This window comes from Nocardia sp. NPDC051911 (assembly GCF_040681035.1).
Lineage (GTDB): Bacteria > Actinomycetota > Actinomycetes > Mycobacteriales > Mycobacteriaceae > Nocardia > Nocardia sichangensis.
Genome location: NZ_JBFAXY010000068.1, coordinates 1 through 12,257, shown reverse-complemented (window position 1 = coordinate 12,257; position 12,257 = coordinate 1). Strand labels below are relative to the sequence as shown.

The following is a 12,257-nucleotide window of genomic DNA, read 5'->3' as shown; positions in this document are numbered from 1 at the left end:
TTTCGACAACTCATCGACCACGAGTCGAACATCATGCAGCACAGTCGATTCCGGCACAACGTGAACGAATCACAACCACGTAAGACACGGTCTAAGACCGTTCTCGAAACGGCGTTGAACGAGGGACGCCGGTGTGCCCGAGAACCGCCGAGCCCGAGCAGTTTGACCAAGCCACGGTTGGCCGAGGTGATGATCGGTCGGGCACCGGCCGCGGGTGTGATCGCCGGATGGATGACCGCCGATTCCGCCTACGGGCGTGACGACCATGGGTACTGATGTTCTCCTGGAAGCACCTAGCATGCTCATTGGTGAACAGTCGCGAGCTTCACTCCGATACCGAGGTAGCTGAGCGAGAAGGCACGCTGAAGCCGTCGAACGAATCGGGGTTTCGTGATCACGTGATGGCGCATGGCGCTGGCGAACATCCCATACCCCACGAACACAACGAACGTCAACGCCATGAAGACCCCACTGAGAAGCACCATCTGCGGTAACACCGCTTGTTGCGGCGAGATGAACTGTGGGAGAAACGCGAAGAAGAACAACGACAGCTTCGGGTTCAACAGATTTGCGAGGACAGCATTACCGACGGTACGCCACGCACGCGTCGGCGCGTTCTCGCCTATAGCGACAACACCAGCGTCACGCCAGGTCGTCCATGCCACGAACAACAGGTAGATCACACCCGCAACCTTCAGTACGTCGAAAGCGACAGCGCCCGCCCTTAACAGCGCGGCTGTCCCGGTTACCGCGGCCACCAGATGAGGCACGATCCCTATGGTGCACCCGAACGCCGTGATCACCGCCATCCGCCGCCCACCGCGTAGACCAGCGGTGATGGTGAGAATGGCACCTGTGCCGGGAGTCGCAACGATCGCCAGCGAAGTAAGGAAAAACGCAACACTCATACCCAACGATTGTGCCACCTCACTCCTGGCCATACCGCCCGGAGCCAGACCAAGCCGCCGGGCCGGGGCCGATTCAGGTTGACACAGCTGGGTATGAAGCCTTGACGGGGCAAAGCGCCGCCGGTCTCAGCGGCCGAGTGGCTCGGTATCAATAGTGACGGTCAACGCGCCCGCGCCCGCGCGGCGTGCGCGGGCGGCGAATTCGCTCACCAAGACGGAGCCGACATGCTGCCAGCCTTCGAGCACTCCTAGCAGAGCGATATGTCCAGTGGACCCGGCCAACCAGCCGACGAGCTCGCTGGAGGTTGCCGACTTATATCTCCGGTAGCGGTTCGTGGTCGGGGTAGCTACCCGTAGCGTGCTGCAGCAGGCCGGGTGGATTGACTCCTGAGGTTCCTGTCGCCGAAAGGCTTTTGGCTGACTCAACGGGGGTATGTCGCGCCACCCGGCCTGCGTTCAGAGGTCTCCGCTACTCCACGATCCAACTGCAGCAGCTTCATCTGCCGAGCCTCCACGTCAGTACAAACGTTTTTATACTCCTCACTCGCCTCACCCTCCCCAGCGTTCCGACCACCGTGGGTGTCAGTAGATCATCGACTTTCGGGCGGCGGCTCCGGCAATTCCTCGGCTGAGCAGATCGGCAGCCGTTTGAATAGCGATTTCAGCCTTTACGATAAAGGAGTGGCCTCGAGTATCGACTCAGGATCCCATCCGTTTTCAAATCCGCAGACCACTCCCCCGGCTACAGCAGCACCGATGGGGCCACCGAATGCGAATCCAGCCGTGCTCGCAACCCCTGTAATAGGTCGCCCCAGAGCGACAAGGCGCTCTCTCCAATAATAATTGAGTACCCAACCTACGTGACACGTGCACCGACCAGTCGGACCGAGCCAGTGGCTGGACACAGTGTTTTACAGCCGGGCAGCTGCTGACATCCGCAACTAATGCCAAATCACGTACGTATTCTTGTCGGCCTTCCTGTCGATTCGATCTCCGAAGCGAAGGAGTTTCTTGCGTCCCAGGCGGCTACGGGTACGCCTGCCGACCTGCTTTACCGCTGGCAAGAGATCTCCCCAGCGGGACACGAGATCACAGACCTTTTCGTAGTCGGCTGGGCCACCAGCGCGATGGCGGCACAATTGACGACGCGCATCTGTGAAGATGGGAGAGATACGTACGCAGTCACATACATTCCCAACATCGGGAATACATTTGATCGAAGAGGCGCCCCCGCCCGTGCATGCTCTTCGCTATGAGTACGTTCGTTTTGGTTCACGGCGGGTCTCACGGTGCCTGGTGTTGGTTTCGCGTAATTCCCCTGCTAGAGGCCGCAGGGCATCGAGTAGTTACCCCGGATTTACCTGGACACGGTGTCGACCGAACCCCACTAAAAGGGTTGACATTGCACGACTACGCGGCCTCCATCGAGTCGGTTCTGCTGTCCTTGGATGAGCCGGCCGTGCTGGTGGGGCACTCGATGGGCGGTATGACCGTCACCCTCGTGGCGGAACGCTGTCCCGACCGTATCCAAACCCTTGTCTATCTGTCAGCTATCGTTTTGAGTGGAGGGCAGTCGATGATGACACATCCGGCGATTGGGCCGAATATTGCCGAAATCAGCCCAGACTTCACTGCGGGCAGTGCCGCAGACGCAATCACCATCCCGTTAGCGGTAGCACCTCAATTGTTCTATGGTGGATGCGCCCCCGAAGATGTAGCCTTGGCGCTGCGCCTGCTGACCCCTGAGCCACTCGGTTCGTTCATCACGCCAGTCCAAGTCACCCCCACCCATTTCGGACGGGTCCGACGGACAGCTATCCTCACGATGCATGATGTGATTAATCCGCCAGAGATTCAGCGCGCGATGTACAAGGAGCATGGTATTACCGAAATTGCGGAACTGCCTACCGCCCATTCGCCGTTCTTTTCCGCGCCGGAATTACTGGCACAGGAACTCGATAGGATTTCGCATTTGGACTGAGGTGGCGGATGAGCCGCCCCGCTGAGGCGGGGGTGCTCGCCGCGCGGCAGTAGGCGCGTGCCGAGGAGGCGCTGATGCCGGATGTGCCCGACCTCGACACGGCGAACCGTGCGCGATGGCGACCCGCAAGGGCGGGGCGGGGGAGGTCATCACGTGGCAGATCTGGACCGCGCGGTTGTTGCCGCGGATGCGGAGCGGCCGCAAGTCACGCACAACACCGCGTCCACCACATCAAATACCGCGTGTGCCCGCCGGGGCAGGCACCGATACAACTCCTCCCGGAACGCCGACAGCTCCCCGACCGCACCGACGCAACCGGTGTCGTGCACACTGCTCACCGAAGCCCTTGGTCATCGAAAGTCTCACTGTCGCAGCGAGAAGGCGGTACCCGCCGAATTGGCCGTTTATCCGGTCTGCGGCAATCTGGCGACCCACAAGACCCCGATCGTCAACGAATGGCTCGCGCGTCACACCCGGTTCCACGTGCACTTCACCCCGACCGGATCGTCCTGGCTCCACCGGGCCGAACGCTGGTTCGGCCACCCCACCGATCTACTCACCCGACGTGGCGTTCACAAAAGTGTTGCGGCACTGGAGAAAGACGTCATGGACTGGATCACGCACTGGAACGCCCCCGTCGGTTCGCCTGGAAGAAGACAGCCGAAGAGATCGGCTACTCCCTCGCCAGACATATCGAACGAATTTCGGGGCGCAGAACACTAGCCGAGGTAAGCCGGAAAGGAGTAGACGGCTATGGCGGCTTTTGTGTCCACCTTGGCTACACACTGCAGTGCCACTGATGCACTGTCGACTGACAAGGATGCACGCGATGCCGATGATCGACACGTCGGCGCTGGTGGAGGGGTTCTACGATCCCCCCTACCCGCCCGTCAATCCCGCCGTAGAGCAGGCCGAGGAGGAAACTATCGCTTGGCTGTGGCGGATCGGGTTCCTCACGACGCCAGTCCAGGAGGCCCACCTGCGATCGTTCAAGTTCGGTTTATACCACGGGATTTGTACCCCATCCGTGGATCTGGCGCACCTGCTGATCGGCGTGAAATGGTTCTGTTGGGGATCACTCGCCGACGACCAGTACGACAACTTCGACTGGGGCGAACGTGATCGCCGCATGGCAGCGGTATTACGCGACATGCGCACGGTCTTGTCCGGCGGCACCCCCGCTGGCACTCCCAATGCTGTGATCAAAGGGTTCGCCGACTACTGGCCGGAGCTTACCGCCGGGCTGAGCCCGCGCAGGCGGCGTCGCATCACCGATCACTTCCTGGATTACGTGCAAGCCATCGCCTTCCAGAACCGCTACCATGCCGCCGCGCGCATCCCGGACGCGGCGACCTTCATGATGATGCGGCGCAACACCATCGCGATGATCTTCCAGGCCGACGTCTTGGAGATAGTGTCCCAGCTTCACATCCCCGACCCATTGCGCGACAGTCTGCTGTTTCGGGAGATGGTCTGGTGCTTCGCCGACGTCACCGCCTGGCACAATGACGTGTACGGATTGGAAAAAGACATCGCTGACGGCCAAACCTGCAATGTCGTACGCGTCACCGCCGCCAGCGAGGATTGCACCCTGCAACAGGCGGTTGACCGCGTACTACACCGGGCCGAACGACGGCAACTGCTGTTCCTGGAGCTCCAGCGGCAACTGCCCGATCTCGCCGCACATCTAGACCTGTCACCCGACGCCGCCACCCAAGCGGCCCGCCTCGCCCAGGACCTGCGCGCCTACACCTACGCCAACCTCGTCTGGATCCAGCACACCCGCCGATACGACCTCGACCGTCCACGCATCAGAGGCACCTTCGATGACGTCCTCTCCAGCCGACAGAGAGACCGGACACCCGCATCAGGACCACCACGATCGCCCGCACCCAGCGATCCGGGTCATCCCCTTCACCTGCCTCGAATGGAGTGATTCCCGGGGCCATCGAAAAGGCCGTTCTGTCAACATCGAACGACTTGCAGTCGATACCGCCCGCTCCGGGACGGTTACCCATCGTGGGCCACGTTGGTGACCTGTTGCGCGGCCCTCTGACTTTCGCAGTGCCGCTGCGGGGGGCGGGCGAATCGTCCGCCTCGACGTGGGCCGGCACCCTGTATACGTCATCACCGCGCCACGCCTGGTACGGCAGGTGCTGAGCACCCAGGCCGACAGCTTCGCCCACGGCCGCATCTACGACCGGGCCCGCGTATTGTTCGGCAATGGGCTCGCCACCTCCGAAGGCCCACACCACCACAAGCAACGTCGGCTCATCCAATCCGCCTACGCCGCGGCCGCCGACGCCGATCTGCAGGCGCATGTGGCCGCGCTAGAGGCGCCGGTCCGTGATCTAACCGGCCGGTTGCAAATCGCCGAGCAGGACGCTGCGGCGGCGGTGCTGGCCGGTGGCACCGACCGGGACGTGACCGCGATCTGTTCGGAGATCCGCGACTTCCGCCAAGCCGCCCTGGCTGAATTCACCGCCGTCCATGAAGATCGGACCGATCTGCGCGATCTGATGAACACCCAGTTCAGCGAGGTGCACAACGGGTTCGCCGAAATACAGGGCGAGCTGGCCGCCGCAGCGTCCGGACAATCTCGGATCTCACCATGTTGACCATGCTCATCGAACGTGGCGACGGCCAGCAGCCACGGCTATAGCAGCTGATCTCCGGAACTCCCACAGACGCGTAAGCTGCTCGGCCGCGATTACCCGGGTCGCCACCAACTCCTCCTCCACGTTAGTGACGCACCATCCGCGCGAATTTCGGCAGTCATCGAAAGGGGACCGGAGCCTTTCGCGCCGACGCCTTTGACCTCGGTCACCTAATGACACGCCGACAAGCCGTCAAGCACCGCCGGACGAATGACTGCAGGTTGGGCGCTGCCTTGTCATAGCGCAACACGGCCGCAGCCGACTGCAAGATCACCAGCAGACTGGTCGGCGTGGCGAGGATGACCTTCTTGTTCGCGGTGTAGTCCCACAGACCACGATCCTGTTCCCACGCGGCGTACAGGAACGAGTCCGAGGGCACGAACATCACCACGAGCTCCGGCGACTTGTCCGGCAGCAGCCAGTACCTCTTTGCGGCGACCTGTCGATGTGGGTGCGAACGTTTCTAGCATGCAACGCGAGCCGTTGCTGCTGTTCGGCCTCGTCGCGCGCGTCGGCAGCGTCGATGAGCGCGTTGAACGACGCCTTGGCGTCGACGACCACCGCCATATCCCCGCTGATCTCGACGATCAGGTCCGGCCGCTGGGCACCGTCGCCGGTGTTGAAGGTCGGCTGATCGTCGAAGTTGATCAGGTTCGCCATGCCGGAGGCCTCGACCAACGCCTGCAGGGTCTGCTCGCCCCACGGGCCTCGGGCCTGCGGAACACGTTCTTCAACTGCCCGATCTCCTTGAGCACCTCATCGCTGGACATACGCACCATCTCCTAGTCCGTGCTCATCTGCTTCAACTGGTCACCCAGCGCGGCCCTGGCGCTGGCATTTTACTTACTGACCTCGACGCCTACAGTCAGCAGAGTACGAACCGGCGCTGGAGCTGCATTCCCGCGGCGGCGCCATCAAGCTCGGTGGCACCTTCGCCTTCGGGACGCAGTGAGTACGAGCGCTTTAGCATCAAACAATACGTCCGCGATGCTCAGCAGATTCCCATCGTCGCCATCGCCGACATCTCGAATTCCCAACCTCGAGAAGCGGCTGCGCCTAATGCTGCTTCGTGGCGGTCTACAGTTGACCGATGGTAGCTAGCCCGATTCCTACGGCTCCAGGGGCGCTGCCGCTAGTCGGTCATGTTGTGCCGTTGTTGCGCGATCCCCTGCGGTTGCTGAAGTCGCTGCCCGAGCATGGTGATCTGGTCCGTATCGGCTTGGGCCCGGCTACGGTGGTGGTGGTATGCGACCCTGATCTGACCAGACAGGTCTTGCGCCGCGATTGTGTCTTCGACAAGGGGGGACCGCTCTACGAACGGGCCAGAGAAGCTATGGGTTATGGCCTGACCACGTGTCCGCATTCGGCGCATCGCCGCCAGCGACGGTTGCTGCAGCCCGCGTTCGGGCGGGACCGCTTGCCTGGATACGCGGACGTCATGACAGCACACATCACCGCGATCACCCATTCTTGGCGTGATGGGCAAATCTTGGATGTCAACGCCGAAACGAAGCGACTCACGTCGGCCGTAACCACCGCGACGCTATTCTCCGACACGATGCCCGATCCTCTGCTGTCTCACGCGCTCGAGGATGTCAGCACTCTGGTCGACGGCATCATGCGGCGGGCATTGATGCCGCCCCTGCTGGACAGGTTACCCACTCCTGGCAACCGAGCCTTTGCCCGTGCCCGTGCCCGTCTGCACGCCCTTCTCGACAAGATCACCGCCGACCGCCGCGGCGACACCGCCGACCATGGCGACCTGCTCTCCGCGCTACTGGCCGCCCGCGACGACGACGGCTGCGGTCTGACCGACGCCGACATAGCCGACCAGATCATCACCTTCTTCATGGCCGGCACTGAAACCACAGCAACCACCCTGGCATGGGTGTTGTACCTGCTTGACCGGCACCCCGGCATCGCCGACCGGCTGCACAGCGAGGTCGACACCGTCCTGTCCGGTCGCCCTGCCCGGCACGGCGACCTGCCCGATCTGCAGGTGACGGGCCGGATCATCACCGAGACACTGAGACTGTATCCGCCGGGCTGGTTCGTCACTCGCGTGGTGACCGAGGACACCGACCTCGGCGAGCACCGTGTCCGCGCGGGCACCACCATCGCCTACAGTCCCTATCTGATCCACCACCGGCCAGATCTGTATTCCGACCCCGAACGGTTCGATCCCGATCGATGGGGCTCCGCCGACGCCGAGTCGTCGGGTTCCGCGCTCATCCCGTTCGGAGGAGGCCCCCGCAAATGTATCGGTGACGTTTTCGCCGTCACCCTGGCCACCCTGACTCTGGCCACCCTCAGCACCCGATGGCGCCTGCACACTCTTCCCGGTCACAACGTCCGCATCGCCCGATCAGCAGCCCTGCACCCCCGCAGCCTGCATATGCGCCTCACCGCCCGCACATGAGAGATGCGAGAGGCGGCGGTCTCCCGGTCGCAGCCGAATCTCTGCCAGGGCCAGTAGCCCGAGAACCACAAGAAATCGCGGACGATTCCCTCTTGTGCATTGCGGCCATATGGCCGCAATGCCCGACCGACAACTCACGCCAAGGACTCGTTATGAATCTGCCCTCCCCATCGAACTCCGAGACAGCCCGACTCGTCGCTGAGGACAGCAACTTCCGCGATGCCCTGTTGACCGTCGGCGTCGATCCTGACTGCCGGTTCGCTTGGACCCCGATCCAACGCACCGTTCAATCGAAGTCGGTCGAATTTCTGGCGGGTTATGGATTTCCGGCCAAGAAGTTGGGTGACCATCTCGGCGTCGGCAATCCGGTGGTCTTTCACGCCGGCGTTGGAACGCAATATGCCTTCAGCATCTACGACAGCGACGATGTCGATGTCATGTACCGGATCGCGACTACTTTCGCCGTGTGGAATCTCCTCGACGATGAACTACCCCATGAACCACTCGATGTCAAGATTTCCGATCTGTTCTCCGGAAATGGCTATCATCCACGATTCACTCGCATGCTGTCCGATACCTTCGGCAACCTCCAAGAGATCATGGAACCGCCCGCCTTTCGTGCACTGGAAAATCTCTCAATGCAGGGATTCACCTGTTACGATATCACCAGAGTTCTCAGCCGAAATATTCACACATGGGATATCGACACATATCTAGGTTACCGATTCCACGATATCTTCCTGAAGCCTGAGATTCCTCTGCTCGATCTAGTCTATAGCGAGGATTACACGGCATCGCGGGCCGACCCCGACGTCCATAGACTCATGATTGCCATAATCCTATTCATCATCCACGCGAACGACAGAATATCGTTGAACAAGGAGCTTCTCGCTCCAGCTGACGGCATCTCCGACGATCGCATGAATATGTTCCTCATCGGAACACCACCGTCGATGCAGGAGTTCAATACGAACATCGCCGGATATGCCAAAGAAATCGTTAGCGTTGTCGACGAACTCGAGAACACCCCGCACGCTACCTATGCCCGAAAGCTACTCCGCTTCGCACGGGGCGTAGTCCATTTCCATCTGATTTCCGAGCGGTATGTCCAATCCAGGATTTTTCGGTAAATCCGACTCAACTCACGCGACGCCGATGCGTGAAGGGCCCGTCGCTGCGGGTCGACCGAGATTCAATAGCGGCGGTGGGTGATCAGGTAGGACAGTTCGAGGAGTTCGGCCGAGGCGACCTAATCCGCGTAGGCGTCATTCAGGCAGCGGGCGGCCTGCTCGATCGATTCGGCAGCAGGCGTCTCGGCCCCAGCCACGACCGCCCGCCGTCTCCGCTAACTCGGCGATAGTCAGTCGAGCCAACGAAAGCTCACCGCGAAGCCGGTCAGCCAGATCGCAGTGACCACGATGACCATGAATACCGCGAAAAGCAGGTCTAGCATCCCATCTTGGTGAGCACTGCTTCCGACTCTCCCCGGGCTGGCTGGCCGGACACCTCCGAGATCTCACCGACGAGCCGTCCCATCGAGCGTCGGTGCCCCGGACGGCCTCAGCGGCTCTCGATGGTTGTTCCCAGCCGCCGCAATGGAAGTACGCCTGCGCCTGCGATAGTAACCACCAAGGCGCGCCGACATACGTACCTTTTTTCGGCCCACGTACGCACACCGACCCGAGCAATTCCCTCACGAGCCCGTGTCCTTCAAGCAATACGATGGGGCTTGCGAAACGGCAGGCAGGCGCCTACGATCTGGCCATCAGTTCGCTCTCGCGATAACTTGAGGAGTCCAGATACAGGTCCGTCGACACGCTACCAATTCCTTTCTTCTAAATAAGATCGAATAAATAAGATCGAAGCCGAAAGTCGTTACGCATCCCGAGGAAAGGAAGACAAGACAGGAGACACAGTTTTCTCTCTAAAAGGTTTTGAAGTTTCTCGACACTCTCGAGAAGAGTTTCGAGGAACCTTGGTTTTCTGCACGGTACGGGAAGGGCTGGAAATCGAGTTGTGTTGGGCACTCGGTCACCTGATAGCGATCAAGGCAAAATGATTCGGACGGTTCGCGGACAAGTCAAAGCTTTCGGGACAACTGCCACAGCTGCAGTCAGGGTGCCCCCAGCTGTGGACCTGCACAGAGCATAGCGGTGCCGGCCTTCGAAGCAGCAGCTTCGCTGATAAGCGAATGCCTGATCGGCGCTCTATACCCTATGGAGTGTCCACTGTCTGGTGAGTGTAGATCGACAGGCGCAGAGGTTCCTCATCCCTGAGGGTGTTCGCGACCGTAGACATAGAAGGTTGGATCCCATGGCATTCAAGGTGGCCACGCCGAGGCCGGAGGATCACACTGTGGGGTAAGGCGATCTCTGAGTTGGTTCAAAGACTCCGCGGGGTAACAAGGGGCGTAGCCGAACTTCATGAGCGCCCACTGAGGGAGTTCAGTCACGGACTTCGTCGGGTCGCCGGGGTCGGACAAACCGACGAAGAGATTGCGCGGTGGATCCGGGGGATCGATTCGCGGGAAACGGACCGTAGTCTGCTCAGCAAAATCGATTATCGTCAGCTCAATCACGCGATTGAGGGGCCTCTGCGCTATGAGCGTGGCGATCGCGCGTTGGCGCAGATACTGCGGCGCCAAGGGTTCGACGGCTTGCCCCGCCTCGTGGATGCCAAGGGTATGCGCGAGGCTGTCGATGCGGGTTGGATGGAAATGTCCCGGGGCGTGAAAAGACTGCAGGATGTAGAGGAATTCAAAACCGGCAGCCTTTTTCCTGGGCAGGGTGCCTTCGGCAGCGGCTCGGCCGCGAACCTGGTTCGAGCGAACCTGATTCGGCTCGGCTCCGGGAGATGGCCGAGCATTGGGCAGGGGAACCGGGCGGCGCCGACCCGGGCGGAGTGATTCGTATGGCGATGCACCCCGACGCGTTGAAGACTGATTTACGCTCCCTGACCGCAAAACGAGATGAGGAACTGGAATCGATCCGCGCAGAGTTGGAGAGGGAGCCCGAAAAGTCTGCGAGGAGAACAGAACTGGAAGAGCGTAAGAATGTGTTGTCGGACGTGGGACGATACGGCGCCAGCCTGGGTTACGATGCGTACCGGATCAACGACTCGTATGCCTGGGTGGTTCTTAATCGCACCGCATTGATAGTCGAACGATGAAGAAGATCATCATCACGCTTGCGCAGCGATTGTAAACTCCACATCATCGACTCGATGCCGCCACCGGCAGCTTAGTACTCCAGCATCACTTCGTGATGTAATCGGTGTCGCCGCTGATAGTGGGCCTGTTTGGCCTGGTATTGGTGTCTTCTGCGCCAGGTCGACCAGTGCAACGCAGTGGTGAGGTTCGGTGACGGTGTTGTCAGGTCTGCCAGGAGACGTCTGATCTCGCCGAGTGTGAGTGGAACGAGGCCGCTGCCAATGCTTTTGGGGAGATGGCGGCTGTCACAGCAAGGTATGTGTGTGCCAGCAGTGCGAGTGTGATGTGGCGGTACCAGGCGTCGAAGCGGCGGACCTGGTATTGGTCCAGCCCGACTTCAGTCTTCGCGGTCTGGAAGCAGTCCTCGACTGCCCAGCGTGCGCCGGCGACCTGGATGAGCTCGTCGTCGCTGGTGCCGATCGGGGCACCACACAGGTAGTAGGCCGTTTCGAGTTCGCCTTTGGCGTTGGGAGCCAGTGACCGGCGAGCCAGCAGCCAGCGTCCCCAGCCGGGTCCGGCCTCGCTCACGGTCGGCACTGTGGCCACGGCCCAGTCGAACATCCGAAGGCCTTTCGCGCCGTCTCCGCAGCTACGACGCTTCCATGCTCGCGGGGGCGCGGCGGCCACGATCTGGCCGACGCGGCTGCTACCGGCAAGCGACATGACGACCGGCGCACTGCTGGACACCGCGACCACACACCCGATCCTCCGCCGCTCGAGCCACCTGCGGAACTTCGAATCACCACCGTATGCCTCGTCAGCGCTCACCCACCGTGCAGGCACGCCGGCATCCAGCGTGCGAGCCAGCATCCGCTACGCCAGAACCTGTTTCGTGGCGAACTCGACATCCTCGGGCACCCCGGCATCGCGGCACCGGTCTCGATCGGCGATCCACGACTTGGGCAGATATAACTCCCGATCGATCAGCGTGCGTCCCCTGCTGCCGGTATAAGCGCAGAACACACCGAGCTGACAATTCTCGACCCGACCCGGGGCCTGTCCGTAAATTACTGTCGCAGTTGATCTGTGGGTGGTCGGTGGTTGTGAATGGGAGGCTGAGGTATGTGTCTCCCGCGGGAATGTG

Annotated in this window: 9 protein-coding genes and 3 pseudogenes; 8 read left to right on the top strand and 4 right to left on the bottom strand. The window is 61.2% G+C overall.

The annotated features are described in order from the left end of the window. Nucleotides 1-276: pseudogene (locus tag AB0L97_RS37700) on the top strand (hypothetical protein); the annotation flags it as partial. Between the two features lie 26 nt (nucleotides 277-302). Here the strand turns inward: AB0L97_RS37700 and AB0L97_RS37695 are convergent. Beyond that, the gene (locus AB0L97_RS37695) at nucleotides 303-908 is read right to left on the bottom strand and encodes a LysE family translocator (protein WP_364439624.1); all 606 of its coding nucleotides are present in this window, start codon (nucleotides 906-908) and stop codon (nucleotides 303-305) included. A gap of 1,240 nt (nucleotides 909-2,148) precedes the next feature. Here AB0L97_RS37695 and AB0L97_RS37690 point away from each other — a divergent pair. The 4 genes and pseudogenes from AB0L97_RS37690 to AB0L97_RS37675 form a co-directional block, all read left to right on the top strand. Further along, a complete protein-coding gene (locus tag AB0L97_RS37690) occupies nucleotides 2,149-2,889 on the top strand; it encodes an alpha/beta fold hydrolase (protein WP_364439621.1) in 741 nt (246 codons plus the stop codon). A 153-nt stretch (nucleotides 2,890-3,042) separates the two neighbouring features. After that, nucleotides 3,043-3,612: a hypothetical protein gene (locus AB0L97_RS37685; RefSeq protein WP_364439618.1), complete on the top strand. Its 570-nt coding sequence runs from the start codon at nucleotides 3,043-3,045 to the stop codon at nucleotides 3,610-3,612. A 106-nt stretch (nucleotides 3,613-3,718) separates the two neighbouring features. Then, nucleotides 3,719-4,825 carry a terpene synthase family protein gene (locus AB0L97_RS37680; RefSeq protein ID WP_364439615.1) on the top strand — a complete coding sequence of 369 codons (1,107 nt, stop codon included), beginning with the start codon at nucleotides 3,719-3,721 and terminating at the stop codon, nucleotides 4,823-4,825. Nucleotides 4,826-4,958: 133 nt separating this feature from the next. Then, nucleotides 4,959-5,507, top strand: a pseudogene (locus tag AB0L97_RS37675) (cytochrome P450); the annotation flags it as partial. Nucleotides 5,508-5,712: 205 nt separating this feature from the next. Here AB0L97_RS37675 and AB0L97_RS37670 read toward each other — a convergent pair. Further along, nucleotides 5,713-6,206: pseudogene (locus AB0L97_RS37670) on the bottom strand (DNA recombination protein RmuC). A 430-nt stretch (nucleotides 6,207-6,636) separates the two neighbouring features. Here AB0L97_RS37670 and AB0L97_RS37665 point away from each other — a divergent pair. From AB0L97_RS37665 to AB0L97_RS37655, 3 genes are all read left to right on the top strand, one after another. Next, on the top strand, nucleotides 6,637-7,965 hold the full coding sequence (locus AB0L97_RS37665; RefSeq protein ID WP_364439611.1) for a cytochrome P450: 1,329 nt from the start codon (nucleotides 6,637-6,639) through the stop codon (nucleotides 7,963-7,965). Between the two features lie 152 nt (nucleotides 7,966-8,117). After that, a complete protein-coding gene (locus tag AB0L97_RS37660; protein WP_364439608.1) occupies nucleotides 8,118-9,095 on the top strand; it encodes a hypothetical protein in 978 nt (325 codons plus the stop codon). Between the two features lie 1,723 nt (nucleotides 9,096-10,818). Beyond that, complete coding sequence (locus AB0L97_RS37655) at nucleotides 10,819-11,133, top strand: hypothetical protein (protein WP_364439605.1); 315 nt, start codon at nucleotides 10,819-10,821, stop codon at nucleotides 11,131-11,133. A 202-nt stretch (nucleotides 11,134-11,335) separates the two neighbouring features. Here the strand turns inward: AB0L97_RS37655 and AB0L97_RS37650 are convergent, their stop codons facing one another. After that, a complete protein-coding gene (locus AB0L97_RS37650; protein WP_364439602.1) occupies nucleotides 11,336-11,701 on the bottom strand; it encodes a hypothetical protein in 366 nt (121 codons plus the stop codon). 285 nt (nucleotides 11,702-11,986) lie between these two features. Continuing rightward, nucleotides 11,987-12,181 (bottom strand): transposase, encoded by a 195-nt coding sequence (locus AB0L97_RS37645; protein WP_364439627.1) that lies wholly within the window; start codon nucleotides 12,179-12,181, stop codon nucleotides 11,987-11,989. Between the last annotated feature and the right edge of the window lie 76 nt (nucleotides 12,182-12,257).